The organism is Paenibacillus sp. V4I3 (assembly GCF_030817215.1).
GTDB lineage: Bacteria > Bacillota > Bacilli > Paenibacillales > NBRC-103111 > Paenibacillus_E.
In genome coordinates this window covers 6,461,930-6,478,510 of record NZ_JAUSZA010000001.1, presented here as the reverse complement: position 1 = coordinate 6,478,510, position 16,581 = coordinate 6,461,930, and the positions used below count along the sequence as shown (strand labels likewise).

At 46.4% G+C, this 16,581-nt stretch carries 11 protein-coding genes; 10 read left to right on the top strand and 1 reads right to left on the bottom strand.

The window, feature by feature from the left end; translation table 11 throughout:
• The first annotated feature begins 80 nt into the window (after positions 1 to 80).
• The 7 genes from QFZ77_RS29920 (at position 81) to QFZ77_RS29890 (ending at position 4,385) form a co-directional block, all read left to right on the top strand.
• Positions 81 to 560 carry a DUF2975 domain-containing protein gene (locus QFZ77_RS29920; protein WP_307445267.1) on the top strand — a complete coding sequence of 160 codons (480 nt, stop codon included), beginning with the start codon at positions 81 to 83 and terminating at the stop codon, positions 558 to 560.
• Positions 561 to 570: 10 nt separating this feature from the next.
• Positions 571 to 792: a helix-turn-helix domain-containing protein gene (locus QFZ77_RS29915; protein ID WP_307445264.1), complete on the top strand. Its 222-nt coding sequence runs from the start codon at positions 571 to 573 to the stop codon at positions 790 to 792.
• A gap of 51 nt (positions 793 to 843) precedes the next feature.
• On the top strand, positions 844 to 1,062 hold the full coding sequence (locus tag QFZ77_RS29910; protein ID WP_307445260.1) for an alpha/beta fold hydrolase: 219 nt from the start codon (positions 844 to 846) through the stop codon (positions 1,060 to 1,062).
• A 102-nt stretch (positions 1,063 to 1,164) separates the two neighbouring features.
• Positions 1,165 to 1,743: a GNAT family N-acetyltransferase gene (locus QFZ77_RS29905; protein ID WP_307445256.1), complete on the top strand. Its 579-nt coding sequence runs from the start codon at positions 1,165 to 1,167 to the stop codon at positions 1,741 to 1,743.
• Between the two features lie 24 nt (positions 1,744 to 1,767).
• Complete coding sequence (locus QFZ77_RS29900) at positions 1,768 to 3,024, top strand: FAD-binding protein (protein WP_307445255.1); 1,257 nt, start codon at positions 1,768 to 1,770, stop codon at positions 3,022 to 3,024.
• A 315-nt stretch (positions 3,025 to 3,339) separates the two neighbouring features.
• The gene (locus tag QFZ77_RS29895) at positions 3,340 to 3,528 is read left to right on the top strand and encodes a hypothetical protein (protein WP_307445252.1); all 189 of its coding nucleotides are present in this window, start codon (positions 3,340 to 3,342) and stop codon (positions 3,526 to 3,528) included.
• Between the two features lie 467 nt (positions 3,529 to 3,995).
• A complete protein-coding gene (locus QFZ77_RS29890) occupies positions 3,996 to 4,385 on the top strand; it encodes a YmaF family protein (RefSeq protein ID WP_307445251.1) in 390 nt (129 codons plus the stop codon).
• 186 nt (positions 4,386 to 4,571) lie between these two features.
• Here the strand turns inward: QFZ77_RS29890 and QFZ77_RS29885 are convergent, their stop codons facing one another.
• Positions 4,572 to 6,890 (bottom strand): AraC family transcriptional regulator, encoded by a 2,319-nt coding sequence (locus QFZ77_RS29885; RefSeq protein WP_307445248.1) that lies wholly within the window; start codon positions 6,888 to 6,890, stop codon positions 4,572 to 4,574.
• A 230-nt stretch (positions 6,891 to 7,120) separates the two neighbouring features.
• Between QFZ77_RS29885 and QFZ77_RS29880 the strand changes: the two genes are divergently transcribed.
• The 3 genes from QFZ77_RS29880 (at position 7,121) to QFZ77_RS29870 (ending at position 16,468) form a co-directional block, all read left to right on the top strand.
• Positions 7,121 to 8,623, top strand: a complete 1,503-nt coding sequence (locus QFZ77_RS29880; RefSeq protein ID WP_307445246.1) for an extracellular solute-binding protein — start codon at positions 7,121 to 7,123, stop codon at positions 8,621 to 8,623.
• 24 nt (positions 8,624 to 8,647) lie between these two features.
• Positions 8,648 to 10,225: a glycoside hydrolase family 43 protein gene (locus tag QFZ77_RS29875; protein ID WP_307445243.1), complete on the top strand. Its 1,578-nt coding sequence runs from the start codon at positions 8,648 to 8,650 to the stop codon at positions 10,223 to 10,225.
• Between the two features lie 270 nt (positions 10,226 to 10,495).
• The gene (locus QFZ77_RS29870; RefSeq protein ID WP_307445241.1) at positions 10,496 to 16,468 is read left to right on the top strand and encodes a pectinesterase family protein; all 5,973 of its coding nucleotides are present in this window, start codon (positions 10,496 to 10,498) and stop codon (positions 16,466 to 16,468) included.
• The last annotated feature ends 113 nt before the right edge of the window (positions 16,469 to 16,581 follow it).

Here is a 16,581-nt window from a genome sequence, read left to right as displayed (position 1 = left end):
TGATGCCTAAAAGAAAAATAAAGATAATTGATATGAAAACGTTAAGTAACGTATTACAATTTATTAGTGAGGTGTTTTTTATGAACCGATGGGCAACTTTTTTCCTAAAGGGAGTTATTATTCTTATCGGAATTGTGGCACTTGCTTTATGTATATTTTTGTTGCCTGAGATAGCCAGTAGAGATGCAGAAGCGCATCCAGTGACTGCTTACTTGCAATATCCCTTTTTACTATCTGCTTATTTATTGTCTATTCCATTTTTCATCGCGTTGTATCAAGTATTTAAACTTTTAATTTACATTGATAAAAACAATTCTTTCTCGGAATTATCTGTTAGAGCTTTGAAGGTTATCAATCGCTGTGCAATCACAATAAGTGCCTTTATTGTAGTAGGAATCGTATTCGTCGCTATATTTATTGAAGGTGACAGAGCAGGAGTCATAGCGCTGGGATTATATTCCACTATTGCTTCAAGCGTAATCGCAACCTTTGTTGGCGTCCTCCAAAGACTTGTAAAAGAAGTCGTAGATATAAAATCTGAAAATGATTTAATAGTGTGAGGTGAAAACAATGTCGATGATAATCAATATTGATGTGATGTTGGCTAAAAGGAAAATGAGCGTAACAGAACTTTCGGAGAGGGTTGGAATAACAATGGCTAACCTTTCTATATTGAAAAATGGAAAGGCAAAAGCAATTAGGCTTTCAACTTTAGAAGCAATTTGCAAAGCATTAGAATGCCAACCTGGAGATATTTTAGAATACAAAAGTGACGAGAACACTCAAGGATAATAAAGTAGGGATAAATAGCATTGTGTATAATGAATTTGAGGTGGTAGTTTGATGGACTCACAATTTGCACTAAATGATGGAATTAAAATTAATTACCTGATTAGTAGTAAAGTAAGTGAGAATACTCCTTTAGTTTATGTCCCAGGAATGCTTGGTAGCGCCGAAGAATTTCCATTTGAGTCATTTGAAACCAGGCAAAATATTTCTATTAGCTTAAGAGGCCGCGGTAAAAGCGATGCACCGGATAGAGGTTATTCATTTCTGGGTTAGATTTGCCTACATAGGTCAAGATGGTTAGTTTTGGCTTAATATGTTTAATCGTTCTATCTCTAATAGTTATTGTAATCTTTTATGCTGGGGTAATTACATTAAATGGATATTGAAAAGAGGGATAAAATGCTCTTTAAAATTGACGATGATAAGATGCTTAAATTACTTGAACAAGACGATTCAGAAAGATTATTTGCATTAACAGATGATTCTAGACGTTATCTTAGAGAATGGCTACCGTGGGTTGATGGGACTTTGAGTGTAGAGAACACGAAATCCTTTATACAATTCTGTCAAAATCAACATGCTTCAAACAATGGATTCCATACAGCAATATGGTATAAAGGCGAAATCGTAGGATGTATCGGATATCATTCTATTGATTGGGCTAATAAAAAAACCAGTATTGGTTACTGGTTAGGTGAAAAGTTTCAGAGTAATGGAATTATGATTAAATCTTGCAAAAGATTAGTTGATTATACCTTCGACGAATTAGGTTTAAACAGAGTTGAAATAAGATGCGGAGTTAAGAACCTAAAAAGCAGGTCGATTCCAGAGAAATTAGGGTTTACGAATGAAGGTCGAATCCGTGAAGCTGAATATTTATACGACCAATACATTGACCACATTGTATATGGCATGCTTAAAAGTGATTGGAATTTTGGTAATAATAAATTATAAATACTTTCGAAGGCGTGTGAAGATATGAATAATATTTGGAACTGGGCTGGCAACTACAGGTATAGTACCTCTGAACTCCATATTCCCACAAGTGTGGAACAAGTACAGGAATTAGTGGCTCGCAGTAAGCAAATAAAGGTGCTTGGCACACGGCACTCGTTTAATAGCATCGCCGATTGTAACGAAATCCTTCTTTCGCTTCAGAACATTAACCGAGTGGTAGCATTAGATACAGTACAAAATAAGGTAACTGTTGAAGCCGGAATCCGGTATGGAGAGCTATGTGAGCACCTACATAACCATGGTTATGCGCTTCACAATTTGGCATCGCTGCCACACATAACCGTTGCTGGTGCATGCGCTACGGCAACGCATGGTTCTGGTGATCGGAATGGGAATCTTGCTACAGTGGTTGATTCTATGGAAGTCGTTCAGGCGAATGGGGACGTGGCTGTATTCTCCCGCGAGAAACAAGACATCGCAGGTTCAATCGTTGGGCTTGGAGGATTGGGCATAGTCACTAAAATTACACTGGATGTGATCCCAACATTTCAAATGAGTCAGCATGTATATGATAATCTGTCTCTAATGCAGCTAAATGAGCACTTTGACGATATTTTTTCCAGTGCTTATAGTGTTAGTCTATTTACCGATTGGAAAAATGCGAATTTCAATCAAGTCTGGCTAAAGCGGAAACTAACTGATCAAGTCTCTGATCAGGTGGCACCTGAGTTTTTCGGTGCGCAATTAGCAACTTCACCTCGGCATCCAGTGCCAGGACATACAGCGGAGAATTGCAGCGAGCAGATGTGCATTGCGGGACCATGGCACGAGAGATTGCCGCACTTTCGTATGGATTTCACTCCGAGTGCTGGAGAGGAGCTGCAAAGCGAGTATTTCGTGCCGCGACAAGATGCCTATCAGGCATTGAATGCGCTTAATGGAATACGGGAGCATATCTCGCCACACCTTTATGTTTCTGAAGTTCGTACTATTGCAAAAGACAATTTGTGGATGAGCCCTAATTACAATCAGGATTCAGTTGCTATTCATTTTACGTGGAAGCCGAATTGGGAGGCAGTCAAACAAGTACTGCCGATGATCGAAAAGCAACTTGCGCCTTTCCGCGCTCGTCCGCATTGGGGGAAGCTATTTACCATGCAGCCCGCTCAGTTGAAGCCGCTCTACGAGAAGCTGCCAGACTTCCGACAACTGCTCCTTCATTATGATCCCCACGGAAAGTTTCGTAACGACTTTTTGAATAAATATTTGATGGTATGAATCGGATACTTCATTGCGAAGCAGGTGAAGCGTATTGTGCGTTTTCGAGATGGTCAATTAATTCAATAATTACGGTACGTAGGTATATTGATTGTGGGCCTTGCGAAAAGAAACTGAGACGTCATGCGGGCGTGCACGCGGTTTGCGTTGTTGAAGCGAACGCTCAGATGCGGGAACGATCGATCCGGAAACCCCGTTTTATTCGTCTTTGGAAGAAGCGATCAACAGCGAGAGCCCCGATTTCGTCATTAATGTTACGCCTCCTCACATTCACACTGCGATTAACGAGATCGCGTCTTTGACGGCGGGACGGTCGTGGATTATCACGGCAGCATGATGGCCAAGGGAAAGCTGACAGAATGGTATGGAGATTGGCGTTTCGAAGGAGCGGAAGGCGCGATTGTGGTAACGAGCAACCAAGTGCAGCTTATGAAGGAAGGAAAAGCCGATGAAGTGTACACCTTTGACGGGGTAGGAAACGTGCTGTCGATCGATGAATTCTAGCTGCTTTGAAGGAAAAGCGGGAGCCAAGACCAAACGGAAGAGATTATTTGAAGTCACAAAGCTTGGTGCATGCTGCAGCCGTATCGTCGAGAACGGGAAAAATGCTTTCCGTGGAAGCACTTAGTGAGGTGTATGCTTAAAACGGTTTTGAAAGAGAGAGGCTCAATATGCTGAATTTGGACGATATGAAAAAAAACAAATCTAATGTTAGACTTTCCGATTACACAACAGCTACCGACCGTGAGGTTACCATAGAGAAATCATGGGTGAATAATCATTTAAGCACTAGATTGACAATTTCAGATAATCAAAAAGAAGCCTGCAAATCAAAGTTCAAGTGATTTGCAGGCTTCTTCGTTTTCGTCTGAGATATAGTTATATCGCCAAACGATTGTACGAATGCCTATATCACAAATAGGTTTATTGACATAATTTAATACCAGACCAAATTAAAAGGAGCTGCTACATTGAAAAAAATCCCTGTTAAAGGATTCGTTCTTCACCCGAGTGACTCTGGGAACGAACATTCCCATGGTCTCTATATTACTTCTTGGGACGGTCGCCCCGTGTATCACGTTCACCCTTTTTCAGGTGTGACTTCTTATGACGATGGACACGTTCATCAATATGTGGGTGTTACCGAACCAGCTCCAACAGGTGTCCCCCATGTACATCGTTATTACACCGTAACATCAATAAATCATGGGCACACTCATGTCATTCAAGGGGTAACAGGCCCGGCAATTGATGTTCCGAGTGGTGGGCATATCCATTACTTTGAAGGTTTTACGACAGTAAATGGTGCGAGACCACATACGCATCATTACAAAGGAGCTACGGGTAATGAAGCTTTATAATCGGTTATCAGAAGCGTCTAATAAATTCTTTGCAAGGCATCATGATGATGTTCGAGATGGGCGGTTGTCAATAGAAATGTAACTGGATAGAAATTAAATAAAAAGCATGAGGGATGAGAACCTCATGCTTTTTATGCCCTCAAGACCGATCAGACCCACCAGTTCAACATAATCAAAATACCATACTTATTTATTTTGCGCAGAGAACTGGGTACGGTATTGGCCAGGAGTCATTCCTTCCAGCTTTCTGAAGAAGCGGATATAGTTTTGGGCATTCGTGTAAGTTAGTTTCTCGGCAATATCCTTGATGGGCAAATTCGTTTCTACCAGCCATTTCTTGGAGATTTGGAAGCGATAGTCAGCTAGGTATTCACTAAAAGACATATTCGTTTCTTTCTTAAAAACACTGCTTAAATAGAAGACGTTATAATGCATGCGTGAAGCACATTCTTCTAGCTTTAAATCTCGCTCGTATTCCTTATGAATGATATCGATGATTTGTTCGGACAAGTTCTGGTATTGGGATTCCTGCCGGTCCCGGAAAACTTGAATCATGGGCAGAATAATTCGATCCTTGAACCAGGCTTCGATTTCTGAGCTAACATAGAGCTGAAGCAGCTCCTCATATAACGAGCCTTCTTGCAGATTTAGCTGCTCAAGTCGAATTCCTGCTTCCTGCATGACGATCATACAATTATTCAATAGACGAACTAAGGAAATCTGATATTCGTGAGGTGATCGTTCTTTTTGGAAAACTTCTTTCAGCCATTGGTTAAGCACAACGAAAGATCGATCCTCATTTGCCAATTTGATGGAATCGATAAGCTCGTTCTCCTGAAGCTTCGGGTATGCATAGATAAGCGTATGTTTTCCTGCATTGATACTCGCATAGGGGATAATGACGCCTTCCCCCAACGTGAGCCTGCGCTTCAAAGCCTCAAGTCCTTCCTGATAAGCTCTTGGAGCTTTGCGAATATGGGTGAAGGGCAGGCTTATCCCGATGCTGACGTCGAGTTCCAAATAATTGCGGATCATTCGCTGGATCTCTTCCGTCCATTGATAGAGCTGGTTACAGAATGCTTCAGTCGTGAGGCCGGAGCAGCCTATCGTCGTAGTTAGTGTTTGTTCAACGATAACCGGGGATAAGCAGCTATCGCCCGGGATCAGCTCCTCGATAATATTTTTAATAGCAAACAAAAGCAGATCCAAATCCGCCTGTTCATACCGCGTTTCCTTCAGTAGGTCGATCTGCAGGGTAAGCGTGGCAAGATTGTTCCAGGAGGAAATCTGCTTCGAATAGCCGAAGCGTTCAAGACTTTCTTCAAGTTCTCTGTTGCCGACGTTTCCCTGATACAGCTTGGCAAGAAAAAAGCTGCGTACTTGCATCCCGGTTTGGTAAAGCTCTCCATGAAGCTTGGAATTAGAAGCAAACAAATCTCTGAGATGTTCGTCAATGAATAGTAACTCGTTCTTATGGGGCTTGTCGGAATTGGGAAGTCGATCTGCGATGCCTTTCAGTATCCCGTGAATAGGGAAGTACATTCTTCTGCTCCCAAACCAGACGAAGAAAATGCTTAGCCCAATGATTCCCAATAGCACGTAGAGAGTAAACCAGCCAATGGCTCGTGCTTCCTTATTCGTAACAGCAATATCCGTTACCGAAACATAGATCCAACCGTTAAACTCAGATCGAATAAAAGTAATCGTAGAGTCTTTGTCATTCGACTTGGATAGGAATTGCCCGGATTTCCCCGCCAAGAGGGCGAGATCCGTTTCTGGTATGATGCCCGATTCCGTTACGAATTGCCCGACCTTAGCTTCATCCGAATGGATGATGATCCGATTGCTTTGGTCAAGCACCATCACATTTTGTGAATCCGAAGGAGCTCCCATGAGGGCTGCTAAACGACACTGCGGGATAGCGGCAAATAATAGGCCCCTTTTTTCCGAAGTATGTAAGGGCATTTTTTTAATCAAAGTAATCATGTATTTGCAGCCGGAGCTTTCCGTATCTGCAGCTCCTAGGGAATTGTTCGGCAGAAGCAGCCAGTTTGAATTGAATGGCAAATTCGAGTAGAGGAGTAATGAATTTTTGTAAGCGTATTCATTTAAATTGTACAATCCCGTGTTCGTGATCACCCAATTCTCGGTTGAATTTACCAAAATGATATCCGTTACCATGGTCTTTGAGGACTGCTGGTACGAAAGCTCTTTACGAATGGCATTATAGGCCTGAAAATCATAGGTGGTCATGGGCTTGTACAAAGCGTCCAGCATTAAGGTTGAATTGATGAAGTTATTGAGGGAATAGTCCAACGTCTGCAAAGTTTGCTCCAAATTGCTGCTCGTTTGTTCCATAAGCTGCACATTGCCTAGATTGACATGTTGTTGAATCGAATGCGATGATTTCATATAAGAAAAGAAACCAAGCGCCAGAAGAGGAATAATGCAGATAGCGCAACTGAATAACACGAGCTTGGTGTAAAAGCTTTGTTCACGCAGCATAATCTGCACTCCTTTCTTGGCCGGTATCTGGTTCAGCCGGTTACTCTATTCTAATGAAAAAGCCCGTTAGGGGCAATAATCACTTCAAAATGAAAATAATCATCAGATAATAAAAAGGCCTGCAACCCCTGTAAAACTGCGGCCTAATCACATGATTATATACGTAACCTGTGTTAATTAATATGATTAAGCTATGAACATCAATCACCCAGATTAAGGAGGACCGCAAATTGATAAAGAAAAATACCGCCATATTGCTCTCCGCTTTAACGGCGGTTTCCCTGATAGTCGGATGTGCCAATAAGATCGACTCAAGTGCTGAAACAACTAAATCAGAACATGAAGCTCCCAAAGGTCCGATTAAGATCAGCATCATGGCTGATCTGCAAACGACCGAGGTTCCTTCCGATAAGCTTGAGAAGGTTCTTGAGCAAAAAACAAATTCCGAACTGGAAATTCAATGGGTGCCTGACGGTTCTTATGATGAGAAATTCCAAGCTGCTTTTGCAACGGGCTCTCTGCCTCAAGTTGTTTATTTGAAGAACGCGGCTTCCTTTACCCTCATGCGTGACGCCGTTAGGAATAATCAGTTTTGGGAAGTCGGTCCGTTCTTGTTGGATTATCCAAACCTGAAGAACTTGAATCCGACAATTCTTAATCATACGGCTGTTGGAGGGAAAATTTACTCCCTCTATCAGGAAAGACAGCCGGCTCGTGCGGGCTTCATTTACCGGAAGGATTGGACCGATAAACTTGGACTCTCTGTACCAAAAACGGTAGACGAGCTATACACTATGTTGAAGAAGTTCAAAGATGCTGATTTGGCCGGCGGCGGAAAAACGATCCCACTGTCTGACCGTAATGATCTTGTTTACGGCGCCTTCAAAACCGTTTCCATGTTCTTCGGAACACCGAACGGCTGGGGAGTTCAAGACGGCAAATTGATTCCTGATTTCATGACCAAGGGTTATGTTGACACCATGAAGTTTATGAAGAAGCTCCGCGATGAAGGCCTGATCAATCAGGATTTCCCAGTTACGAGCAAAACGGATCAGCAGAACCTGATGGTTACCGGCCGCTCAGGACTCTATATTGGGACGATGGGCGATGTCAAAGGACTTCAAGAGAAGACGGTAAAAAACGTTCCGGAAGCAGAGTATGAGGTAGTGAACGATATCCAGGGCGTTGACGGCAAGAATATTACATGGGGGCTTTCAGGCTACGGAACTGTTGTGCTTTTCCCGAAATCTTCCATTAACTCCGAACAGGAGCTCAAGAGTATCTTGGGCGTCATGGATAAGTTCTATTCACCCGAAATAGCCGATCTTCTCAAGTACGGTCTCAAGGACGAGCATTATGCATTGAAGGATGGCAAAGTAGTTCCTTCCACGGACAGCAAGCTGATTGAGAAGGAAGTAAGGCCCTATCTGAATATGGCACTGTACGAGTCAACCAATGTTACGCCTGCGTACTATTCTCTTCCTGTTTTTGAGAAAGCCATCAAGCTCTCGAATGGAGCCGTAAAATTTATGATTACTGATCCTACCATATCCTTGGATTCCAAAGCATTCAATGAAAAGGGCTCCAGACTTCAGGATCTGATGAAAGATGCCACTTACCAGTTCATTTTGAACAAAATCGACGAGTCAGGCTTCCAGGCTGCAGTGAAAAAGTGGCAAAACGACGGCGGCCAAAAAATCATCGACGAATTTAACCAACAATACAAGAAGTAACGATAGAAAAGCGGAGGAATTTTCATGAAAACATTTCGAAATCCCATTTTACCGGGCTTTTACCCGGACCCTTCGATTTGCCGTGTTGGTGAAGATTATTACATGGTCACCTCATCATTCGAGTATTATCCGGGTATTCCGGTTTTTCACAGCAAGGACTTGATTCATTGGCGGCAGCTTGGTCATGTCCTGGATCGTCCTTCGCAGCTAAATCTGGACGACACACCATCCTCTAGGGGGATTTATGCTGCGACAATCCGTTATTTTAACGGAATATTTTACGTAGTATCGACGTTTGTCGTTAGCGCGACTGGCGAACGGAGGAACTTTTATGTCACCGCCAAGGACCCGGCAGGCTCGTGGTCAGATCCTGTCTGGTTGCCCGGAGCCGTCGGCATTGATCCCTCTTTATTTTTTGATGATGACGGGAAGGTCTACTATACGGGCAATCGCAAGCCGCCTGAAGGGCAGCAATATGAGAAGCACGTGGAAATCTGGCTGCAAGAATTGGATTTGCAAGAGGAGCAGCTGACAGGACCGACATACAGCTTATGGGATGGGGCCCTTAAACAAATTCATGCGACGGAAGGGCCGCATCTTTACAAGATTAACGGATATTACTACTTGGTCGTTGCCGAGGGTGGAACGGGCCACACGCATTCAACCACAATCGCCCGCAGTAAAAGCATAACTGGCCCATATGAGGTGGCGAAAACAAATCCGATTCTGACACACCGTCATCTCGGTCGCAACTATCCTATCGTAAATGTGGGTCATTCGGATTTCATTGAAACCCAGAACGGCGAGTGGTATCTCGTTTGTCTGGGATCTCGCCCTTACGGGGGAAATTACCGTAACTTGGGTAGGGAGACATTCCTCGTGCCGTTCGTCTGGGAAGACGGATGGCCGGTGGTGAATCCGGGTAAAGGAATCGTTGAGTTCGAGCTGCCGATGCCGAATTTGCCATTGTGCCGATGGCCGTGGCTCGCAGCCTGCGATCATTTTGATGCAGCGATCCTTGGCGATCGATGGAATTTTATCCGCACGCCACGGGGGGATTTCTGGAGCTTGTCGGAGCGGCCAGGTCACCTGCGTCTACGACTGAAGCCTGAGACGATCACGAAAGTGACGAATCCAAGCTTCATAGGCAGGAGGCAGCAGCATATCAATTTTGCCGCGCGCACTGCATTAGAATTTACTCCTCTTACTGAAGGGGAAGTGGCTGGTCTGGTGCTTCTGCAAAATGAAGATTACCAATATCGCTTGGAGTCGGCGCTGATCGATGGAGAAGGAGTCCTTCGCCTGATCAAGCGAGAAGCGGGCGCGGAAGAGATGCTTGTCCTACGTCCGCACCAGGCAACCGGGAGATTGTATCTCATGGTCGAAGCGATTGAGCAGAATTATAGTTTTTATTTTGCTACGAATTCTGAGCAGTGGGAGCTCTTATACGATTGCGCCGATGGCCGAATTCTTAGCAGTGATGTGGCTGGAGGCTTTACCGGTGCTTATCTTGGAATGTATGCAAGTTCCAACGGGCAGCCCAGTACGAATCATGCGGATTTCGACTATTTCGAGTACAGTGAAATCTTCCCGAACAATTAACTTATGTAATCCCAAAAAGATTGCTTCCTATTGGGCCATACTGGTCAGATAGTTGGCGATCTTTTTCCTTTTTAGAGGCAATAATCATTGCAAAGCGAAAATAATCATCGGATTTGAAAAGGATTTTTATCCCCAGTTAGAGTGCGGACAAATCCCAAGATTATATACGTAACTAGGGGCTCCTGATTATGATTAAGCCATCAGGTGGACGTTCGTTTCTTACATGCATTCGGAGGTCCCACGTGAATTCACTCGTAAGGGGGTATTTTGATGAATAAGTGGTTGTCGAAGCTTTTAATTGCATCGATGCTTGCTGCAGCTTTTCCTGTAAACGCTGTCAATACGTCTGCGGCGGAACCACTCCCGGCTTTTCCGGGAGCTGAAGGAGGCGGCAAATATGTGAGCGGCGGCCGAGGGCAAGTGGTATATGAAGTTACTACACTCGATGATTACAAGAGTAACGAAACACCGATTCAAGGCTCGTTGCGCGACGCGGTTAGTCAGAGCAATCGGACCATCGTGTTCCGTGTCGGAGGCACTGTCCGTCTCAAAGAAAGTCTAAAGATTAGAGGCTCGAATTTGACTATCGCAGGGCAAACCGCTCCTGGTGACGGCATTACGGTAACTGACTATACGACGACTATTGAAGCGGACAATGTGATCATAAGGTTTATGAGGTTTCGCTTAGGCGACCGTTATCCGAGCGAGGATGATGCGTTCGGGGTCCGTTACCATAAAGACATTATCATTGATCACAGTTCATTCAGTTGGTCAGTCGATGAAGTCGTCAGCTTGTACGATAATGCCAATACGACCGTGCAGTGGTCAATCTCCGCAGAGAGCATGCTCATGACATCTCACCATAAAGGCCGTCACGGGTATGGAGGCATCTGGGGAGGCAATCAAGCAACGTATCACCATAACCTGATTGCCCATAGTGTGAGCCGGAATCCGAGATTTCCAACGGTCATCGTCCAGTACCCGGATATTACGGAGGCATCCAACAATATCATTTACAATTGGGGATTTATGTCCACTTACGGCGGCGGTGACGGACAGTATAATTTGAACAATAACTATTATAAGTTTGGGCCTAGCACTTATTCTAACGTTCGTAATTTGCTGTTCGGCGAGTTAAGCTCTCCAAGCAAAATGTACATTAACGGCAATATGATGGATGGGGATTCTTCCGTAACGGCCGAAAACTGGAAGGGAGTTCTATCGGTTGAGAACCCGGCATCGAAGCTTTCTGCGCCGGTAGCCGTTAACGGCGGATACATCTCCGAATCGGCGCAAGCTGCTTATGAGCATGTGCTCGCGAATGTGGGAGCCACCTTGCCCAAGCGTGATGCCTACGATGCTAGGGTTATTCAAGATGTGATACACCGCACAGGGCAGCATATTAATTCTCCGCGTGAGATAGGCGGTTATCCCGATTACCCGGAGGTCATCTCCGCCATAGTCGATCAGGACCACGACGGCATGGACGATGTGTGGGAAGCTGCAAAGGGATTGTCTCCTGCCAATGCCGATGATCGGAACGCAACGAACCTATCACCGGAAGGGTACACGAATCTGGAGGTATATCTCAACGACTTGATTGTTCAAGGATCCGCCAGTAACAAAAATACGGATAATCCGGCCGTTTCCATCACCTCGCCGGTGAACAATAGCCTGAAGGAAGCCGGAAGCCAAATTACGGTGGAGGCAGCCGCCTCCGATAGCGATGGTATTGCCAAGGCTGAACTGATTATTGATGGAGCAAAAGTAGCAGAGGATACGACGGCTCCGTACAGCTTTGATTGGAGTAACGTAACGGACGGCACTCATTTCCTTGTCGTTCGCGCTACTGATACCATGGGGCTGTCCACCCACTCAGACAATGTCGCAGTTCATGTGAACACGAGCGGCCCGATTACTCCGTGGCAATCGCAAGATATTGGCAATGTCGGCATTCCTGGCCATACGCAGCTGGGAGGCGATGCGCAGGCCGTCACGGTGAAATCGGCCGGCGATATTGGAGGAACCGCGGATTCGTTCCACTTCGCTTATCAGCCGTTGACAGGGAACGGCGAGATTATTGCGCGAATCGAGCACGTAACGCCTACCGACGATAATGCGGAGGCAGGTGTCATGGTCCGTGAATCGCTGAATGCTTCCTCCAAGATGGCGATGCTCTCGATCCCTTATGTCAAAATGGGGGAAAAAGGCGTCATGATCAGCCGTTCGTCGACGGGCGAAGAGTCGGCGAGAATCGAGCCGGAAGATTTCATTGCAACCCCATATTGGGTGAAGCTCGTTCGAATCGGCAGCCAGCTGACGGGCTTGATTTCTTCAGACAAGACAAACTGGAAGCAGATCGGATCCCTTGATATACCAATGGCGGAAACCGTCTATTTCGGGTTAGCGGCAGACGCCTCGAAGGCGCCAGATGACATTAATAAGTACAACACGTCTGTATTCAGCGGTGTGGAGCTTCATACGCTTGCTGCAGACTTTCCAATGCCACCGCAGGCGCAGGCGGCAACAGCAGGAGAAAACAAGGCGGTGCTGGCTTGGTCCCCTGTAAGTGAAGCAACCGGTTATCATATCAAGCGAAGCGATATTCCTGGCGGTCCTTATACGACGATTATGACCAACGTTGCTTCACTGTCTTTTACCGATTCGAATTTAACACCTGGCAAAACGTATTATTATGTCATCAGTGCTGTAAATGCACAAGGTGAAAGCTTCGATTCAAAGGAGGTCAACGTCACTCCTACCGGTGCACCAGAGGTCGTTTGGCTCGTTGCGGATGATTTCGAAGGAGATGCCATCGGAGAGATGCCGACTGGGTACACATTAATTAATCCCATTCCGATGACAGCCACGAATAAAGTGATCACACAGACGGTTCCTGGGACAAGTGCGGGGAATAACTCATCCAAAGCGATGCAGCTATATGATACAGGCTCGGTTAACACCCGGACAGCGAAAAGCTTTACTCCGCAAAAGGGCACAGTTATCATCGAAGCGGATTACATGCAGCAATCGATGATTGGCTCGGCCGGCCTGTTTCAGTTGCAAACGCCGGATGGCGGCAAAACGCCTTTGTCATTGGAAATCCGCAAACCTGCAAATGAAAGCAATAACGTGTTTGTCATCAATAATGGCGGTACGTATATCAAGGTGACAAACGAGCAGCCGCCATTAAACCGTTGGACGAATATCAAGATCGAAGCGAACATCTTGACGGGTAAAGCAAAAATTTATGTGGATAATGTTCCGGCCGCGACTCCGGAGATCGACTTCCTCAGCACGGCGCTGGCGGATACGAAGGCAAAGGGAATAGGCCGCATTCATTTTTCCACGCCGGGCTCCGGAACAGGCAGCCCCTATTGGGATAACGTGAAGGTGTATGTAGAGCCGGTAGCTTCTCCGAAGGGATTGGCTGCGGTACCGGGTAACGCACAGATTCAATTGAATTGGGATGCGGCGCAAGGAGCTGAGTCCTACACCGTAAAACGCAGCACGGCCAGCGGAGGTCCTTATCAAACGGTAGCCTCCGGTATTACGGCTACATCCTATATCGATGCAGGACTTCAGAACGAAACGGCCTATTATTATGTAGTTACAGGAGCAGGCGCTTCCGGTGAAAGCGCTCCGTCCAACGAGGTGAAGGTAGCGCCGTCACAGTCAGCGGAAAAACCTGAAGCTCCTGCAGGGCTTGTACCGATCGTACGAAACAGTCAAATAGATTTGAGCTGGAACAGTGTAAATAATGCGGTCTCTTACATTGTTAAGCGAAGCCTGTCAGCCGATGGTCCTTACACGAAAGTTGCTGAAAGTACAGCTACCTCATATCGCGATGGCGGACTGAGCAATGGGACGACGTACTATTATGTGGTTTCCGCCAAGAGTGTCGGAGGAGAAGGCCAGAATTCCGAACCGGTTCAAGATCAGCCAGCTGCACCAGTCGCCGCTCCTGCGATAAATGTTTTATGGGGCAACGGTCAGGCTGAGCTTCGTTGGAACGCAGTGGATGGCTCTTCGACCTATACCATTCAACGCGCTTCGGCTTTCGAGGGACCGTACATAACCCTTCAACCGATGGTAACCTCAACAAACTATACGGATACGGGGCTTGAAAACGGCAATGTTTATTATTATAAAGTGACGGCCTCGGGCGTAAAAGAAACGAGCTTGGAATCCGCCGTTGTTTCCGGACGACCTGTGGAGGATATTGGAATTCCAGCAGCCCCGGCTGCAGTGAAGGCAGTAAACAGCGCGAATCAGGAGGTTAGCGTTGTGTGGAACCCCGCACAGGGTGCGGCTGCTTACCGCGTCAAAAGAAGTGAAGTCGAGGGCGGCCCGTATCAGGTTGTGGCCGAAACGGTTGCCGGCACCCGATATGCCGATAATGGGCTAACCCAAGGGAAGACTTATTTCTACATCGTTACGGCCGTCAATGCCAATGGAGAAAGCTATAGCTCGGCACAGGTGAAGGCTGATGCGGTTCAGGTAATTACGGTAGCGAAGGATCAGAGCGGGCAGTTCAGCACGGTTCAAGCGGGCGTTGATTCCATTCCGAACAATAATCCATCCCGTATCGTTATTCGTGTGAAAGCTGGAGAATATCGGGAGAAGGTTCTCATCGGCACCGGAAAAACCAACATTAGCCTTGTCGGCGACGGTCCGGAGCTTACGAAAATCATTTATAACGACTCGGCCAGCAAGCCTGCACCTGGCGGCGGTACGATCGGCACTTCAGGCAGTTATACCTTAAGCGCGCAAGCGAACAATTTTGTGGCCCAGGATCTGACGATTGAAAACGATGCGGGCTTGACGGCGGGCCAGGCGGTAGCTTTGCAAGCCAGAGGAGACTGCCAGCAATTCCGGAATGTCCGGCTTGTCGGCTTCCAGGATACGTTATTGGCAGATGGCATAGGAAGACAATACTTCGTTGACAGCTATATCGACGGCTCAGTCGATTTCATCTTCGGTTCAGCAACAGCCGTGTTCGATCGTGCGGTTATTCACAGCAAAGCACCAGGCTATGTGACCGCAGCCTCTACGCCTCAGGGAGCAAAGGGCTATGTCTTTGTGAACAGTAGGCTGACGGCGGATGCGGGGCTTAGCGGGCAAGTAGATCTGGGAAGACCATGGAGACCTTACGCGAATGTGGTATATATCAATAACTTTATGGGTGACCATATCCGGCCTGCAGGCTGGAATAACTGGGGCAATGCCGCAAACGAAGCCACTGCTGATTACGGCGAATACTTGAGTTACGGATCGGGAGCCAACCCGGCGGGGCGGCTTTCCTGGACAAAGCAATTAACGAAGGAGGAGGCTGCACAGTACACAGTGACAAAGGTTCTTGCCGGTAATGACGGTTGGAATCCTGCGTCAGAAGGTACTCGGCTATTGAACAGCAATGCAGCTTTAACCGGCATGATGATAAACGGCACGCAACTGGCGGACTTTACGAAGCAGAAGCACGATTATATCGTCACACTGCCTTATGGAACGACAACCGTACCTCAGGTTAGTGCAAATGTAAACGCAGCTACGTCAACTGTTCAAATGGTACAGGCGGATAAGCTGCCAGGCAAGGCCGAGTTGAAGGTGACTGCGGAGGATGGAACGCAGCGCATTTACACGATAAGCTTTGAGTTAGAACCTGACCGTGTGCCACCGTCGGCTATCGTTACCTACAGCACGACACAGGCGACAAATCAACCTGTTACGGTGACAATGGAGCCAAGTGAACCTGCATTTGTAACAAATAACAACGGATCGTACAGCTATACCTTCCTGACCAACGGCAGCTTTACTTTTGAGTTTACAGACGAAGCGGGAAATAAAGGAACGGCAACGGCTGTCGTGAGCAATATCGACACAGCGGCGCCGACTTTGGAAGTGATTCCGGAGCATATCTCTTTATCGCCTGCGAATCATAAGCTGGTATCCGTCCATATGAATGTTTACGGGCAGGATGAGGGTTCCGGCGTCAGTACGATCGTGCTGACCTCGATTACAAGCAATGAGCTTGACAACGGCTTGGGCGATGGAGATACGCCGGAAGATATTCAAGGTGCCGCCTATGGAATCTCGGATACGGATTTCCTGCTGCGGGCTGAGCGCTCAGGCAAAGGAGAGGGCCGCATCTATCGGATTACGTATACGGTGACGGATCTGGCAGGAAACCAGATGACGGCTGTTGCCGAGGTTAAAGTTCCGCATAATGAGGGTAATAAATAATGGAATGGAAAAGCGGGCAGGTCCGTCCTGTCCGTTTTTCTTTCTATGTTGGACAATTATATATAATTTTTGGATTTTGTGTCATGGATGTAGCAAGAAAATGAGCGGTATCT